Below are 15862 nucleotides of genomic sequence, written 5' to 3' on the forward strand. Positions count from 1 at the left end.
GCCCACCGCGGGACGACGGTCGTTAGGCTGCCCGGGAGAACAGCCGTCCGCTCAGCAAGGGGGATCGCGTGCCGGATCCGAAGAACGAAGACACCACCACGTCCCCCGATCCGGCGACGGGCGCACCCGATTCCTCCGCAGCGCCCGGCGACGCCGAGGGCCCGGCACCGCACGCAGGCCCGCAAGGCGGCACACCGGCCACGGACAACCCCCGTTCCTCCACAGCGCCCGGCGACGCCGAGGGCCCGGCACCGCACGCAGGCCCGCAAGGCGGCACACCGGCCACGGGTCCCGCCGACCGCGCCGCGGACGAGCCGGCCTCGGCGAGCGAGGCGGAGACCGTGGCCATCCCGGCCGCGCGGCGCGCCGAACCGGCCCCCTCCCCCGCCGACGCGCCCACCGCCCGCATCGCCGTCACCACGCACACCCCCAAGCAGGCGCCGCAGCGGATCGTTCCCCAACGCGCCGAACCGCAGCGGGTCCCGCCGGCGGGGCCGGAACCGCACCGTGCCGAGGCCCGGCGGGTGGAGCCCCAGCGCATCGAACCCCGGCGCACCGAACCACAGCGCGTCCAACCCCAGCGCGCCCAGCCGGTCCCGGGGCCGCAGCGCATCGACCCCGTCGCACCCGGCAGGCGGGGCCGGCGAGGCTGGGTGATCGCCGCGCTCGTCGCGGGACTGCTCGTCGTCGCCGCAGTGGCGGCCGCGGCCGTGAAGGTCTACCTGGACGACCGGGCGGCGAACTCGCCGGAGGCCCGGATCCGCGCCACCGTCGAGACCTTCGTCGGTGCGCTCGCCGCCGGCGACCTGACGACGCTGCGCACCACGACGTGCGGCGGACTGCAGGAGTTCTACGCCTCGGTACCGCCCGAGCAGTTCGCGGACATCCACCGCACCGCCGTCGACCAGGGCACCGTGCCCGTCGTCACCGGCGTCGACAAGGTGCAGATCACCGACGGCCAGGCCATCGCACAGGTCACGGCGCACCCCGCCGGGACGCCGACCGACGTCACCCAGCGCACCTTCGACCTGGCCCGCGAGGGGGAGGACTGGAAGGTCTGCGGCGAATGATCCGCGACGAACGGTAGAGGGCGAACGGTAGAGGCAGAACGAAACGACGCGAGCGGTGCCGCGGGCCGGGCCCGCGTCACCGCTCGCGTCGGACGACTGCGCGGGATCGATCAGCCGGCGGACACCGAGCGGCCCGCGGACTTGAGGTCGTTGCAGGCCTCGACGACCCGAGCGGTCATCGACGCCTCGGCCTTCTTCAGGTAGCTGCGCGGATCGTAGGTCTTCTTGTTGCCGACCTCGCCGTCGATCTTCAGGACACCGTCGTAGTTGGCGAACATGTGCCCGGCGATCGGACGGGTGAACGCGTACTGGGTGTCGGTGTCGACGTTCATCTTCACCACGCCGTAGCTGAGCGCCTCGTCGATCTCGGACTTCAGCGAGCCGGAACCGCCGTGGAAGACCAGGTCGAACGGCTTCGAGCCGGCCGCCAGGCCCAGCTTCTTCGACGCGGCGGCCTGGCCGTCGGCCAGCACGGACGGCTTGAGCTTGACGTTGCCCGGCTTGTAGACGCCGTGGACGTTGCCGAACGTCGCGGCGAGCAGGTACTTGCCCTTCTCGCCGGCGCCGAGCGCGTCGACCGTCTTCTCGAAGTCCTCGATCGAGGTGTACAGCTTCTCGTTGATGGCGTTCTCCACGCCGTCCTCTTCACCGCCGACGACGCCGATCTCGACCTCGAGGATGATGTTCGCGTCCTTGGACAGCGCGAGCAGTTCCTGGGCGATCTGCAGGTTCTCGTCGATCGGGATGGCCGACCCGTCCCACATGTGCGACTGGAACAGCGGGTTCTCGCCGTTCTTCACCCGCTCCTGCGAGATGGCGAGCAGCGGGCGCACGAACCCGTCCAGCTTGTCCTTCGGGCAGTGGTCGGTGTGCAGCGCGATGGTGACGTCGTACTTCGCGGCGATGACGTGTGCGAATTCGGCGAGCGCGACGGCGCCGGTCACCATGTCCTTGACACCGAGGCCGGAGCCGAACTCGGCGCCACCCGTCGAGAACTGGATGATGCCGTCGCTGCCGGCGTCCGCGAAGCCCTTGATCGCGGCGTTGATGGTTTCGGACGAGGTGCAGTTGATGGCCGGGAACGCGAAGGAGTGGTCCTTGGCGCGGGCGATCATCTCGGCATAGACCTCGGGAGTCGCGATTGGCACGGCGGCTGTCCTCCAGATGAGAGTCGATGGGTGCCTTCCCGGGGGTGCGGGAGGGCTCCAGGGTTGTCCCTGCAGTATGTCAACTGTCGGCGCGGGGACACAGTCGGGTGCCCGCCATGATTCGGGTCACCGGCCTCCCACCGGTACTCTGGTGGCCGTGAGTGTGCTCGGAGGACTGGAGTCCGTGACCGTCGTCCCGGAGACCGTGACGAATCTGGCGTTACTGCCGGGATTCCTGGACCCGGTGAATCTGCTCAACTCCTTCGGCACCTGGGTGCTCATCGGCCTGCTGCTCGTGGTGTTCATCGAGTCGGGTCTGCTGTTCCCGTTGCTGCCGGGCGACTCGCTGCTCTTCACCGCCGGTCTGATCGCCGCCTCGAAGTCCGAGGAGATCCCGCCGTTCGCACCGCTGTGGGTGCTGATGGTGACGATCCCGATCGCGGCGATCCTGGGCGACCAGGTGGGCTACTGGATCGGTGCCAAGGGCGGTACGCGCCTGTTCAAGAGCTACGACTCGAAGATCTTCAACAAGGGCTACATCGACCAGTCCGAGGACTTCTTCCAGCGGCACGGTCCGATCACGATCGTCCTCGCCCGGTTCGTGCCCATCGTGCGCACCTTCGCGCCGGTGGTCGCGGGCGCGTCCCGCATGAAGTACCCGGTGTTCCTCACCTACAACATCGTGGGCGGCATCCTGTGGGGCGCCGGCGTGACGCTGCTGGGCTACCTGCTCGGTCAGATCACCTTCATCCGCGACAACATCGACATCATCTTCCTGCTGATCGTGTTCGCCTCCGTCGTCCCGATCATCCTCGAGGTCGGCAAGCACCTGATCGCCAAGCGCAGGGCCGCCGCCGTCGTCGAGGCCGACGCCACTGCCGACGAGGCCGACGCCACTGCCGACGAGGCCGACGCCACTGCCGACACGGTGCCGGTGCCGACGACGCGTCGCGACACCACGCCCTGAGCACGCGCGCGAACGCGTCCTCCATGATTCTCGCCGCGGAGACCTTCGGTCCGCTCGAAACCGCCGGGCCCGCCCTGGTGTGGCTCGTCGTCGTGACGTTCGTGTTCGTGGAATGCGCCATCATCCTCGGCCTGTTCCTGCCCGGGGACTCCATGCTGCTGACCGCCGGCGTCGTGCTGGCCGCCCACCATTCCGGTGCGGCGCAGGTGTGGGCCCTGTCGGTCGGGGCGATGGTGGCCGCGATCGCCGGGAACCAGGTGGGATACGTGATCGGCCACCGGCGTGGTCACCACCTCATCGCCCGCCGCAACGGCCGATACCTCAACGCGGCCAACCTGCGGAAGGTCAATGTCCTCCTCGACCGTTACGGGTTCTGGGCGGTGCTGATCGCCCGCTGGATTCCGTGGGTGCGGACGCTGTCTCCGCTGGTGGCCGGGGCCGCGCGGATGAACCACACCCGCTACACGATCGCGTCCACGATCGGCGCGATCCTGTGGGCACCGGTGCTGCTGCTCGTCGGGTTCTACTTCGGCGAGTACCTCGAGCGGGTCTCGTGGCTGCTGCCGACGGTCCTCGCCGTGATGGCCGCCGTCCTCGTCGTGGGCACGGTGCTCGGCGTCCGGCAGTACCGGATCGAGATGGCGCGGCCGGCGGTGGACGTGGAGATCGCGGACGTCGACCCCGACTGAGCGGCCGGCTGCCCCGGTCGACACGGCCTGCACGCCCGCGGCCATCGCCTGAGGCCATCGACTGAGGCCATCGACTGAGGCCATCGACTGAGGCCATCGACTGAGCCCGCTGTCGATGTCCGGGAGGGGTGGGGATGCGCGTTCAGACAAGGGCGGGGTCCAGGATGCGGCGCGGAGTGTCCGGATCCAGGCGCACGCCGATGAAGACGATTTCCTGCCCCGGCGTCTCGCCGGTCCGGGACCACGGCTGGGCCGGTTCGAGCACCAGGTCGGGGCCGGCCTGCGACCAGATCGCCGCGGTGTCCGGGTCGTCGGCGAACCAGCAGAAGCCCTTGCTGCGCAGCACCCCGTGCAGATTCTCCACGGCCGCCTCGAGCCGGGCGCGGTCGAAGGGGCGATCGGCGCGGTAGACGACGCTGCGGATGCCGTACTCCTCGGTCTCCGGGGTGTGGCCGCCGGCGAGTTCCTCGGCCCAGCCCGGGGCGAGTGCCGCCGCCTCCGGGTCGTAGCGTCCGGTGCCGACGACCTCGCCGATCGGGACGGCGCCGTGGACGGTGCGCAGGAGCCGCGCCGTCGGGTTGAGCCGGCGCAGGGTGGCCTCGACGGCCCCGGCGACGGCGTCGCTCACCAGGTCCGTCTTGTTGAGCAGCAGCACGTCGGCGAATTCGACCTGGTCGACGAGCAGGTCGGAGATGCTGCGCTCGTCGCCCTCGCCGGCCTCGAGATCGCGCTCGTCGAGTCGGTCGCCGCGCGCGAGCTCGGCGAGGAACGTGGTGGCGTCGACGACGGTGACCATCGTGTCGAGGCGCGCGAGCTGCCCGAGGCGGAAGCCGTCGTCGAACTCCCAGTCGAACGTCGCGGCGACGGGCATCGGCTCGGAGATGCCGGTCGACTCGATCACGAGGTGGTCGAACCGGTTCTCCCGGGCGAGCCGCGCGACCGTCTCGATCAGGTCCTCGCGGAGCGTGCAGCAGATGCAGCCGTTGGTGAGCTCGACGAGCTTCTCGGTGGTGCGGTCGAGGCTGCCGTCGACGAGCGCGGCGTCGATGTTGATCTCGCTCATGTCGTTGACGACGACCGCGACGCGGGCACCGTCGCGGTTGGCGAGGATGTGGTTGAGCAGCGTGGTCTTGCCCGCGCCGAGGAAGCCGGAGAGCACGGTGACGGGCAGTGGGGTCGCGGCGGTCATGCCGTCGACGATAACCGTTATCGATAACCGTTTTCAAAATGGGTGCCGTCGGGTCGCGCAGAACTCGGTCCCGGCGCCCGCTCGGTGGCGACGGCGTACGCCGATTCCATCAGCATCCACCCGCTCAGCTGCACCGACAGGTCCCGCTCCGCCACGCCCGAGCTGCGCACCGTGCCGCCGGAGAAACGCGCGATCCCGGGTGCTGTGCCGGGCAGCCGGGCCTGCACGGACCAGTCCCGCCCGAACAACGGCAGCCCCTCGATCTGCAGGCGGTTCGCCCACGCGGCCTGCGCGGACGCGAGCACGATCCGCGCGGCGAGCCGGCGCGCGCGTTCGTCCTCCACGTCGACCACCGGCAGCGTCGTCGCGACCATCGCCAGATACCGGACGAGGATGCCGTTGAACAGTCCCCCGTCCCCACCGCCCCCGCCGGTGATCACCCCACGGTCCGCCAACTGGGTGTCCACGGCCTCGACGAGGGCGTGCACCCGCTCCCGGTGCCGCGGCTCGCCCATCCGCACCGCCAGCTCGGTCTCCAGCCCGAGCACGACGCCCTGGCAGTACGTGTAGACCGCGCGCTCGACCCGGCCACCGCGGATCCCGTCGAAGATCAGGCCGGTCTCCGGATCACGCAGCGTCTCGTGGATCCAGTCCGCCATCTCCTGGGCCCGCAGCAGCTTGCCGGTGCGGGCGAGCAGCAGTCCCGCCGGGCCGTTGGCCGGGGTGTTGTAGAAGTCGTCGCGGCGCCGCCAGGGGATGCCCCCGCCCCGCTCGGGGGCCCACGCCTCGAACAGCTCGTTCTCGAGGACGGCGATGGCGTCGCGGCGGTCGACGTAGAGGTGCCGCTGCGCGCGCTCGAGAGCGAGGCCGAGCCAGGCCATGTCGTCGAAGTAGTTGTTGGTCCAGCCGAGAAGGTTGCGAATCCGGTGCGAGCGCGTCAGCCGCACCACCCGGCGCCGGCGCCGCGGCGTCGCCTCCCGCTCGGCGGCGTCGACCGCGAGATCGATCAGGTGCGCCTGCCACCAGTAGTGCCAGGTGAGGAAGAGTCGTTCGCGGCGCACCGCCGGCCATCCGACGACTCCGAGCGCGGTGCCGGGCAACGCCCACAACCGCCGCACGTGCCGCGACGTGACTGCAGCCTCCGCGAGATCCGCCCGCTCGGCCCACAAATCCGACATGTCGTCGCCAACCTCGTCTCACCGTCGCTACCGCTACCAGCTTTCCCCTATCGGCCGCACCTCGTCGAACGTTTCCTCACCAGGCGCGGTCGAGGTCGGCGTGCTGCCGGATCCAGGCGTGCATCGCGATCCCGGCGGCGACGCCGGCGTTGATGCTGCGGGTCGAGCCGAACTGGGCGATGGACACCGTCGTCGCGGCGACCTCCCGCGCCCGCGCCGTCACACCGGGGCCCTCCTGGCCGAACAGCAGCAGGCACGCGCGGGGCAGCCGTGCGGTTTCGAGTGGCACCGATCCGGGGGTGTTGTCCACCGCGACGATCGTCAGGCCCTGTCCGGCCGCCCAGTCGAGGAGGGAGTCGACGTCCGGGTGGTGCACGAGATGCTGGTACCGGTCGGTCACCATCGCGCCGCGACGGTTCCAGCGCCGGCGGCCGACGATGTGCACGGCGGCCGCCGCGAACGCGTTCGCCGTGCGCACCACGGTGCCGATGTTCGCGTCGTGCCCGAAATTCTCGATCGCCACGTGCAGCGGATGGCGGCGGGTGTCGATGTCGGCGACGATCGCCTCGCGCGTCCAGTAGCGGTACGCGTCGACGACGTTGCGCCGGTCACCGTGGGCGAGCAGCTCCGGGTCGTAGCGCGGATCCCGCGGGGGCTCGGTGCCGTACTCCTCGACCCACGGACCGTACCCGTGCGGGTGCTCGCCCCACTCGGTGGGACCGGCAACGTCGTCGAGATGCACGGTCAGAACGTCGTGTTCGAGGCGGCAGCGATCGTGAAGCCGTGCCCGGTGGCGTCGTTGACGCAGGAGACGTCGGCGGCGGTGGTCTCGCACGTGTAGCCGAGCTTGCTCAACGTCGATCCGCTCGGCAGGACCGGGTCGTCGCCGCCGGAGGTGTAGACCGACCCACCCGAACACATGAACTCCGCGGGCCCCGCGTCCTGCACGCGAATACCGTTGCCCCAGTTGACCATGCAGTTCTCGGGCCGAGGCGGCACCGGATCCGTGACGCCCTCGCAGCCCGCCTCGGTGCGGGAGGGGAGTTTGACGATCCCGCACCGGAACCCGCCGTCGGGGCTGGTGAAGTAGTACGACTCGTTGCGCTCGTACTGCACGTCGGCCGGCGCCGCCGCAGCGCTCTCGGGCCCTGCCGGGGCGCTCTCGGGGACCGGGGTGGTCGAGGTGGGCTCGGTGGTCGTCGGGGCGGGTGCCACCGTGGTGGTGGTCGTGACGGCCGCGCTCGACGACGACGCGGCAGCCGGCTGCTCCACCCCCTCCGACGAACCTCCGCACCCGGCCAGTGCCAGCACCGCCACCGCGGCCGCACCGATCGACGACATCCGACGCACGTTCACCCGACTCCCTTCCGTCGCTGATCCGTCCGCCACTCTAGCGAGACCGCGTCAGCTGCCGGTCACCCACCGGTTGACCAGGCGATTGAGCCGGGCGGGCGTGACCTGGGCGAAGGCGGCGAACGCCTTCGCCTGCCAGCCCACGGTGTGGTGGACACCGGCCGCCCGCCGGCCCGGACGGGTCAGGTCGTACAGCGCCCGCGCGACGTCGTCGGCGTCGAGCCGGATCCCCAGCCGCCGCGACGCACCGATGTTCATGTCCCGGGTCATCGCCGTCTCGACGAACAGCGGCCACATCGCGACCACCCGGATGTCGTGCGGAGCCCATTCCAGATCGAGGGCCTCGGTCAGCCCGCGCACGGCGAACTTGGTGGCGCTGTAGGTGGCGAGCTCCGGCTGCCCGTACAGCGCCGACGCCGAGCACAGGTTGACCACCTGGGCGCCGGGCGTGCGGCGCAGGTACTCGAACGCGCTGTGGCAGCCGGTGATCGTCCCGGCGACGTTGACGTCGACCATCTGCCGGTGCCGCGCGAGCGGGGTCGTCTCGAACGGACCCGAGGCCAGGACACCCGCGTTGTTGACGAGCAGGTCCAGCGTGCCGTCGGCGCAGAACGCCTTCAGTGTGCGTTCCCAGCCCGCCGCGTCGGTGACGTCGAGGACCGCGGTGACGATGCCGGGTTGCTCCGCGGCGAGCGCCTCGAGGCCCGCGGCATCGACGTCGACGGCGGCGACCCGGTAGCCACGGCGGGCGAGGAGCAGGGCGGTGGCGCGGCCGATCCCCGCGGCGGCACCGGTGACGAAGGCAGTGGGCGAATTCATGAGTGCAGCGTAGCGACGCCGAACGTGGCGCAGGTCACGGACTATCCTGGCATCGGAGGAGCAATGAGCCACGTTCGAGTCGTTCGTGCCGTCGCGTTCGTCACCGCCGGATATCTCGTCGTCCTGGCCCTGTGGCTGGGGCTGTTCGTCGGCAGCTCTCCCGAGGGCACCGTCCCCTACCAGATCATGTTCCTGCTGGCCGCGTACGGCTCGGCGCTGGGCATCGCCATGATCCTCGCCGGGCGGCCGTCGCGCGCCGACCGCCGTCTCGCCCGCCGCGGCCTCGAGGGCTGGGCGACCATCATCTCGGCTCGGCACCTCGGGCACACCGTGGACAACGGCGAGCTCACCGAGCTGGATCTCGATCTGACGGTGCCGGGTTCCGAGCCGTACCACGGACGGGTGCTCTACGAGGTCGCCCGCGAGGATCTCGACCGGTTCGAGCCGGGCCGGGTCGTGGGCATCCGCGTCGACCCGCGCGACCGGGACCGCATCGTCCTCTGCCCGTAGGCGACCGGTGTGTCCGTCGCCTACGCGGACAGCCGGGGCGCGACGGCGCCCTCCCGCCCGAGCGCGAGCTTGCCTTCGACGAGGAGCAGCTGGGCCAGCGCGTAGGTCGCGAGCACGAACCCCTCCGCCGCGGCGCGCGCCCCCTCCGAGCGCAACAGCACCCGCCGCGCGACGATGGTGCCGTCGGAGAGCGTGAACACCAGGCCGCCGAGCCCCAGCCAGCTGCGCCGGTCCCGGCCCGGGATCGGCAGGTCGGCCAGCCGGCGGGCGCCGGGGGCGAGCGACGGGTCCGCGGCGAGTGTCGCGGTGGTCCCGAGCAGCGCACCGTAGCCCGTCAACGGGGCCGCCACCCGGGGCGCCTTCACGCCGAGCAGGCCGGCGGCTCCGAGCGCCGCGACGGCCCGCGGCACCGCCGCCGACCGGGCCGGACGGGCCCCGCGACGGGCCAGCAGCGCCGAGTAGCAGACCTGCATCACGGCGAACGAGGACGCACCGCGCAGCAGCCGCGCGTCGTCGTCCGGGTCGATCATGAACACGTCGCCGACGGTCGCGCCGGTCAAGGCGAGCAGCAGCAGGGCGGTGTCCGACCGGTCGGTGTGCGGGGCGTGCCGCAGCACCCGGACCGCCAGCGACGGCCCGATCAGCGGCTTGGCGACCCGCTGCAGCCGCTCGTTCCCGAGCACGCCGCCCACGACCGTCGCCGTCGCGGCCGCGGCGAACACCGCGTGCTCGGCGTTCCACCTGTCCCGGCTGAACCATCCCATGCCCGGCAGCGTACCGATCCGCGCGGCGTCACCCGGCCGGCTTTCCTCAGGCGCAGCGGCGGGCGCCCGCCGACGCCGTCGCCCGCAGGAACTTCGGGCGCGGCAGGTCCCGCTCGCGGGCGGCCACCGTGACGGCCTCCGCCACCGCGTCGACGTCCGTCGCCCGGCACAATGCGATCGCCGAGCCGCCGAATCCGCCACCCACCATCCGCGCACCCAGCGCACCGGTGGCGCGCGCGGCGTCGACGGCGGTGTCGAGTTCGACGGAGCTGACCTCGAAGTCGTCGCGCAGCGACCGGTGGGCGGCGTCGAGCAGCGGTCCGAGCCGTCGCGGGGCGTCGTCGCGCAGGGCCGCGACGGCGGCGCGGACCCGGGCGATCTCCGTGACGACGTGCCCGGCCCGGCGCCGCAGCACCGGGTCGGTCAGCGCGCCGAGCGCGGCGACGGTGCCGACGTCGCGCAGGCTCCCGAGCCGGCGCGTGGCCTCCTCGACGTCGCGCCGCCGCTGCCCGTACTGCCCGTCGACGAGGCGGTGCGGGGCGTCGGTGTCGACGACGAGCAGTGCCAGGCCGTGCGATTCGAGGTCGATCGGGAGGTGCTCGACCTCGCCCGTCGCACAGTCCAGCAGGAGGGCGTGCCCGGCGCGGCCGCGCAGCGCGATCTGCTGATCCATCCCGCCGGTGGGGGCGCCGACGTAGTCGTTCTCGGCCCGCGTGCAGGCGGCGGCGAGGACGGCCCGGCCCGGATCGTCGACCGGCAGCCCGGACAGCTCGGCCAGGGCGAGAGCCACGGCCGCCTCGAGCGCCGCCGAACTCGACAGGCCCGCGCCGACCGGCACGTCGGAGGCGATCGCGATGTCGGCGCCCGCGAATCCCGGCGGGTCGAGCGCGCCGATCACCCCGACGACGTAGGCGGCCCAGCCGCCGGTGTGTCCTTTGGGCTGCCCCAGCCGCCCAAAGGACACACCGGCGAAGCCTTCACTCACCAGCCGGACCGCGCCGTCGTCGCGTCGCCGGACCGCGGCGGCCGTGACCTGCGGCAGCGCCAGCGGCAGGCACAGCCCGCCCGCGTAGTCGACGTGCTCACCGATCAGGTTGACCCGGCCCGGCGCGCACCACACCCCCTCCGGGGCCCCACCGAACGCCTCGGCGAACCCGGCTGCGGCGGCCGCGGCCACGCTCATCCGGCAAGTTCCCGCAGCCGCACCGCGATGCGTTCGGGGGAGGTGTCGCTGATCCATACGCCCATCGCGGACTCCGATCCGGCCAGGTACTTGAGCTTGTCGGCAGCGCGTCGCAGCGAGAAGATCTGGCAGAACAGACGACCGTACGGTCGCTCGTCGCCGACCGGCGCCTGGTGCCAGGCCGCGATGTACGGGACGCGCTCCACGCCGTCGAAGAACAGGTCGACGCGACGGAGCAACTCCCGGTAGAGGACCGCCAGTTCGTCGCGCTCGGCGTCGTCGAGGGCGACGAGGTCCGGCACGTCGCGATGCGGGGCGAGGTGCACCTCGACGGGCCAGCGCGCCGCGGCCGGTACATAGGCGGTCCACCGTCGTCCGGCCCACACGACGCGGGTGCCCGCCCGGCGTTCCGCGTCGAGCACGTCGCGTTGCAGCAACCGGCCCGTCGCCGCGTGGTGCGCGCGGGCACGCTGCAGCAGCACCTGCGAGCGTGGCGGCAGGAACGGGTAGGCGTAGATCTGACCGTGCGGATGCTGCAGTGTCACACCGATTTCCGCGCCGCGGTTCTCGAAGCAGAACACCTGCCGCACCTCGGGGGCGGCCGAGTGCTCGGCGGTGCGGTCGGCCAGTGCGTCGAACACCGTGCGGACCCGTTCGACGCTCAGGTCGGCGAAGCGGGCGTCGTGGTCGGCGGTGAACGCGACCACCTCGCAGCGTCCCGTCGCGGGCCGTCGCGGCCACAGCGGGTCGCCGTCCACCGGACCGGCGTCGGCGCCACCGGATCCGAGGGCTGAGAAACGGTTCTCGAACACCACCACGTCGTAGTCGTCGGCGGGGATCTCGGTGGCGGCCCGGCCCGGCCGGGTGGGGCACAGCGGGCAGTCGGCGGGGTCCGGCAGGAAGGTGCGGTCCATGCGGTGCGACGCGGAGACCACCCACTCCCCCGTGAGCGGGTCGAAGCGCAGTTCGGACGCAGCCCCGGCCGGCGGCAGCCGCCGGGTGTCGTGCCGTTCCCGCACCGCACCGCCCCCGGCGTACGGCTCGGTGTCGTCGAAGTAGAACAGCTCCCGGCCGTCCGCGAGGCGGGCCGCGGTCCGTCGCACCCGGACTCCTAGGCGTCCTGCAGTCCCAGGTCCTGCAGGCCCAGCAGGTAGCGGTACTCCACGCCCTCCGCGGCGATCACCTCGCCGGCGCCGGTGGCCCGGTCGACGACGGTGGCGACACCCACGACGGTCGCGCCGGCGTCGCGCAGGGCCTTGACGGCGGTGAGCGGAGAGTTGCCCGTGGTGGTCGTGTCCTCGACCACCAGGACCCGCTTGCCGAGCACGTCGGGGCCCTCGATCTGCCGCTGCATGCCGTGCGCCTTGGCGGCCTTGCGGACGACGAACGCGTCGATCGGACGGCCCGGTGCGTGCATGACCGCGAGCGCGACCGGGTCGGCACCCATGGTGAGTCCGCCGACGGCGTCGAAGTCCCAGTCGGCGACCAGTTCCCGGATGAGCTTGCCGATCAGGGGCCCGGCCCGGTGGTGCAGGGTGGCGCGGCGAAGATCCACGTAGTAGTCGGCCTCCTTGCCGGACGACAAGGTCACCTTGCCGTGCACCACCGCCAGTTCTCGAACCAGCGCAGCCAACTCCTCGCGATCGGTCATCGCAACCCCTTACCGTTACTCGTTCCACGCCGCGCCCGTGGGCGCCGGCGACGACGAGCCTAGCCGGGGTCCGGCGGTCAGGCGGCGACGGTGTCCGATCCGCCGGTCGGCGCGTCTGCGGAGGCGGCGGCCGGCTCCGGCGCGACCGGCACCGGCGGGACGACGGCGGCGGGGGCGAGCGGGGCGACGACCTCGAACAGCGGGACGGGTCCGACCGCGGCGATGCGCGCGAACACCGAGGTCGGGAAGGTGGTGGCGGCGGTGTTGATGGTGCGGCCGAGATCGTTGTGGACGCGGGCGGCCCCGGCGATGCGCTGCTCGCGGGTCCGCAACTCGCGGGCGACGCGGATGAACGGCCAGTGGTTGACGCCGTCGAGGACGCCGATCAGCTCGTGCAGGGCCGCCGACAGGGTGTTCTCGGCCGCGGCCCGCTCCCCCAGCGGCAGCCGCTGGTCGCGCATGGCGATCGCCAGGGATCGCGCCCCGACGACGGGGCTGAGCCGGCTGCGATCCAGACCCGCACCGGCGGACGCCGCGATGAGTGCGGGTACCTGGTCGTAGCGGTCGTCGAGTTCGTTGGTCAGCAGGCGCAGGCTGTCGCGGTGGCGCATCTTCAGCACCCGGAGGCGGCGGACGGCGGCACGCGTCCACAGCAACACGATCACCACGACCGCAACGACAATCACAAGGGCCACAGACGTCACAGGGCGGAATCTACCGCGCAGCGGACGCGACACCCGGAGCGCGACGCGCCGTGTCGTGGCGCCGTGTCCGGACCGTTATCCGGTGCGGCCTACGTCCGGTCCCGGCCCCGGCCGACCAGGTTGGTCGCCCGGCGCACCAGGTTCTTCGGGACGAGCCGGCCCACCGTCGTGAGCACCTTGTACTGCAGGCCGGGGATGCTGATCACCTTGCCCGCCTCGAGGTCGGCGAGGGAGGTGCGCACCACGGTGTCCACGTCGAGCCACATCAGTTCCGGAATCGAGCTCATCTCGATCCCGGCCCGCTCGTGGAACTCGGTGTGCACGAAGCCGGGGCACAGTGCCTGCACCTTCACCCCGGTGCCGGCGAGGCCGCCGGACAGTCCCTCGGTGAACGAGACGACGTAGGCCTTGCTGGCCGAGTACGTCGACCCCCGCCCGGAGAGCAGACCGGCGACGCTGGCGACGTTGACGATGCTGCCTTTGCCGGCGGCGATCATCGGCGGCAGCGCGGCCCGGGTCAGCTGCATCACGGCGGTGACGTTGACGTCGAGCTGAGCCTGCAGCACGGCCGGGTCGGCCGTCCAGAACTCGCCGGACGTGCCGAAGCCGGCATTGTTGACGAGCATCTCCACGCCCTCGGCGAGGCGGCGGGCGACGGCCGCGCGGCCGTCCTCGGTGGCCAGGTCGGCGGCGAGGATCGCGGAGGTGGTGCCGAAACGGGAAGCCAGTTCGTCGGCAAGGGACCGCAGGCTCTCCTCACGGCGAGCGACGAGCACGAGGTCGTACCCCTTGCCGGCGAGCGCGCGCGCGAAGCCTGCGCCGATGCCCGAGGTGGGTCCGGTGACCAGGGCGACGGGCCGGGTGGCAGCGGAAGTCATGGGGTAAAGCTAGCGCAGCGCGCCGGCCGCGTCGGGTGACGCGGGCTCAGCGCCGCGCGGAGGGCCGGCCGGGATCGTGCGCGACCCGGTCGAGTTCCTGCGGCTCCACGATCGGCGGCAGCACGTGCAGGATTCCGGAGAGGCGGGCGACGGTCTCGATGGCCGCGTCCCATTCGCGGCCGGTGCTGCCCACCGGGATCGAGCCGAGGGTCCATTCGCCCTCGCTCCACAGCATCTGCACGTGCGGGGGGATCGACTCCGTGTACGCGACCATGCGCTGGTCACAGATGCGGCGGGCGATCTCGAGGTCGGTGGCGAACACGATGCGCGGCCCGATGGCGCCGAGCAGGTTCATGTCCGGGTCCTTCGGCGGCGGCGTCGACTTCAGGCGCAGGTCGATGTCGACGTCGGAGCCGACCTTGCGGCGCACCGCGACGATCGTCGCGGTCTCCTCGATGTCGAAGAGGATGAATTCCTCGCCGCGGCGGATGCCGTGGACGACGTCCACCGCGCCGAGATACTCCTGCTTGGCGAGGGCCGCCCGGTGCCAGTGCCCGGGCAGGGAGTCGTCGGCGGCGCTGTACTTGTAGCCCTGGGCGCGCGCCCAGATCTCACGCACGCGACCGGACTGCTCACGCCGCGTGCGGTCGACGTAGAGCAACGCCAACGCACCCGCGAGTGCGATCGCCGCCAGTCCGAACCACATCACCGTCATCGAGCGCCAGCCTATCGCGTTCTAGTTGCCCGGACCGCCGAAGGACGGCAGGGACGCGCTGACCACCGTGTCGGCGATCATCTCCCCGTTCCGCAGCGGCGAGCCCTGCGCGACGACCGAGTCGCCGACCCGCAGCGACGACGGATCGGAGCCCGCGAGCGACATGATCTGCGTCTCGGGGGTGAGCCGCACCGTGACGATCGAGCCGCCCATGCCGCTGAGCGTGAGGGACGTGCCGTCGTTGGCGGTGATCGTGCCGACGACGGTGCCGGCGGAGCCGATGACGTCGCCGAGCCCGCCGGGCAGCTGCTCGAACGGCAGGCCGGGCGCGGCCGGATCGGTGGTGGGCGCGGGCGTCGTGGGCGCGGGCCGGGGCACCGTGGTCGTGGTGGTCGGGGCCGCGGCGCTGCGCTGCTGCGGATCGTCGCCGCTGCCGCCGCTGAGCAGGTAGCCGCCGAGGCCGGCCAGCACGATCAATGCCGCCGCGGCGAGCAGGATCAGACCCCAGCGGCGACGTCGGGGCGGCTGCGCGTCGAGCGGCGGGTACTCACCGGTGTGCGGCGGGGTCGGTGGCGCCGACCCGTACTCCTGGCCGTAGGGGTACTGCTGCGCCCCTGTGTACTGCTGAGTGGGGGCGTACTGCTGCGTGGGGGCGTACTGCTGGGTCGGGGCGTACTGCTGGGTCGGGGCGTACTGCTGCGTGGGGGCGTACTGCTGGGTCGGGGCGTACTGGGGTTGCGGACCGTAGGGGCCGGGCTGCTCGAACGCCTGGGTCGGGTTCGGGGGCGCCGCCGTCGGATCGAACCGCGGGTCGTACGACGGGTAGACCAACGTGGGGTCGACGGGCCGGCCGTACGCCTCGGTCGGGTCGGCGGTGTGCAGTACCCGGGTGTCGTCGGCGTCCGGGCCGGCGCCCGTGTCGTCGTCGCGCCCCTCGTCGAGCGAGTAGGCGCGCTCCTGGGGGGTGCGCGGATCGTGCGGGTCAGTCATGGTCCCTCCAGGGTAGGCGCCACGCGCCGGTGCGTCCTTTGGGCTGCTGGAGCC

At 72.2% G+C, this 15862-nt stretch carries 18 protein-coding genes; 4 read left to right on the forward strand and 14 right to left on the reverse strand.

Annotated elements, in window-relative coordinates; all coding sequences use genetic code 11:
* Window positions 1-68 precede the first annotated feature (68 nt).
* Window positions 69-1070 carry a hypothetical protein gene (locus QNA09_RS18125; protein WP_048772115.1) on the forward strand — a complete coding sequence of 334 codons (1002 nt, stop codon included), beginning with the start codon at window positions 69-71 and terminating at the stop codon, window positions 1068-1070.
* Window positions 1071-1180: 110 nt separating this feature from the next.
* On the opposite strand, the gene fbaA is transcribed toward QNA09_RS18125, so the two are convergent.
* Window positions 1181-2218: a class II fructose-bisphosphate aldolase gene (gene fbaA, locus QNA09_RS18130; RefSeq protein ID WP_003938365.1), complete on the reverse strand. Its 1038-nt coding sequence runs from the start codon at window positions 2216-2218 to the stop codon at window positions 1181-1183.
* Between the two features lie 151 nt (window positions 2219-2369).
* On the opposite strand from fbaA, the gene QNA09_RS18135 reads away from it, so the two are divergent.
* A complete protein-coding gene (locus tag QNA09_RS18135; protein WP_017680735.1) occupies window positions 2370-3185 on the forward strand; it encodes a VTT domain-containing protein in 816 nt (271 codons plus the stop codon).
* Window positions 3186-3208: 23 nt separating this feature from the next.
* A complete protein-coding gene (locus QNA09_RS18140; protein ID WP_010593218.1) occupies window positions 3209-3874 on the forward strand; it encodes a DedA family protein in 666 nt (221 codons plus the stop codon).
* A gap of 142 nt (window positions 3875-4016) precedes the next feature.
* Here QNA09_RS18140 and QNA09_RS18145 read toward each other — a convergent pair whose 3' ends face one another.
* The 5 genes from QNA09_RS18145 to QNA09_RS18165 all read right to left on the reverse strand — a co-directional run bounded on the left by QNA09_RS18145 (window position 4017) and on the right by QNA09_RS18165 (window position 8413).
* Window positions 4017-5063: a GTP-binding protein gene (locus QNA09_RS18145; RefSeq protein WP_017680736.1), complete on the reverse strand. Its 1047-nt coding sequence runs from the start codon at window positions 5061-5063 to the stop codon at window positions 4017-4019.
* Window positions 5064-5080: 17 nt separating this feature from the next.
* Window positions 5081-6241 (reverse strand): glycoside hydrolase family 76 protein, encoded by a 1161-nt coding sequence (locus QNA09_RS18150; protein WP_010593220.1) that lies wholly within the window; start codon window positions 6239-6241, stop codon window positions 5081-5083.
* Between the two features lie 76 nt (window positions 6242-6317).
* A complete protein-coding gene (locus QNA09_RS18155; RefSeq protein ID WP_017680738.1) occupies window positions 6318-6983 on the reverse strand; it encodes a TrmH family RNA methyltransferase in 666 nt (221 codons plus the stop codon).
* A 2-nt stretch (window positions 6984-6985) separates the two neighbouring features.
* Window positions 6986-7597: a hypothetical protein gene (locus QNA09_RS18160; protein ID WP_017680739.1), complete on the reverse strand. Its 612-nt coding sequence runs from the start codon at window positions 7595-7597 to the stop codon at window positions 6986-6988.
* A 48-nt stretch (window positions 7598-7645) separates the two neighbouring features.
* Window positions 7646-8413, reverse strand: a complete 768-nt coding sequence (locus tag QNA09_RS18165) for an SDR family oxidoreductase (protein WP_010593224.1) — start codon at window positions 8411-8413, stop codon at window positions 7646-7648.
* 63 nt (window positions 8414-8476) lie between these two features.
* Here QNA09_RS18165 and QNA09_RS18170 point away from each other — a divergent pair, with 63 nt between their 5' ends.
* Window positions 8477-8923 (forward strand): hypothetical protein, encoded by a 447-nt coding sequence (locus QNA09_RS18170; protein ID WP_010593225.1) that lies wholly within the window; start codon window positions 8477-8479, stop codon window positions 8921-8923.
* 20 nt (window positions 8924-8943) lie between these two features.
* Here the strand turns inward: QNA09_RS18170 and QNA09_RS18175 are convergent, their stop codons facing one another.
* The 8 genes from QNA09_RS18175 to QNA09_RS18210 form a co-directional block, all read right to left on the reverse strand.
* Complete coding sequence (locus QNA09_RS18175) at window positions 8944-9687, reverse strand: lysoplasmalogenase family protein (RefSeq protein WP_248957333.1); 744 nt, start codon at window positions 9685-9687, stop codon at window positions 8944-8946.
* A gap of 46 nt (window positions 9688-9733) precedes the next feature.
* Window positions 9734-10870 carry a galactokinase gene (gene galK / locus QNA09_RS18180; protein ID WP_119699988.1) on the reverse strand — a complete coding sequence of 379 codons (1137 nt, stop codon included), beginning with the start codon at window positions 10868-10870 and terminating at the stop codon, window positions 9734-9736.
* Window positions 10867-11973, reverse strand: a complete 1107-nt coding sequence (gene galT, locus QNA09_RS18185) for a galactose-1-phosphate uridylyltransferase (protein WP_010593228.1) — start codon at window positions 11971-11973, stop codon at window positions 10867-10869. Before galT ends, galK begins: the two co-directional genes overlap by 4 nt.
* 8 nt (window positions 11974-11981) lie before the next feature.
* Window positions 11982-12521: an orotate phosphoribosyltransferase gene (pyrE, locus tag QNA09_RS18190; protein ID WP_048772104.1), complete on the reverse strand. Its 540-nt coding sequence runs from the start codon at window positions 12519-12521 to the stop codon at window positions 11982-11984.
* Between the two features lie 77 nt (window positions 12522-12598).
* Complete coding sequence (locus QNA09_RS18195; RefSeq protein WP_119699989.1) at window positions 12599-13207, reverse strand: LemA family protein; 609 nt, start codon at window positions 13205-13207, stop codon at window positions 12599-12601.
* Window positions 13208-13314: 107 nt separating this feature from the next.
* Window positions 13315-14103: an SDR family oxidoreductase gene (locus QNA09_RS18200; RefSeq protein WP_010593231.1), complete on the reverse strand. Its 789-nt coding sequence runs from the start codon at window positions 14101-14103 to the stop codon at window positions 13315-13317.
* 46 nt (window positions 14104-14149) lie between these two features.
* Window positions 14150-14809 (reverse strand): hypothetical protein, encoded by a 660-nt coding sequence (locus QNA09_RS18205; RefSeq protein ID WP_017680746.1) that lies wholly within the window; start codon window positions 14807-14809, stop codon window positions 14150-14152.
* Between the two features lie 30 nt (window positions 14810-14839).
* Window positions 14840-15808: a DUF5666 domain-containing protein gene (locus tag QNA09_RS18210; protein WP_048772100.1), complete on the reverse strand. Its 969-nt coding sequence runs from the start codon at window positions 15806-15808 to the stop codon at window positions 14840-14842.
* Between the last annotated feature and the right edge of the window lie 54 nt (window positions 15809-15862).

It is taken from the genome of Rhodococcus sp. AH-ZY2 (genome assembly GCF_030916465.1).
GTDB classification, from domain to species: Bacteria; Actinomycetota; Actinomycetes; order Mycobacteriales; family Mycobacteriaceae; genus Rhodococcus; species Rhodococcus ruber.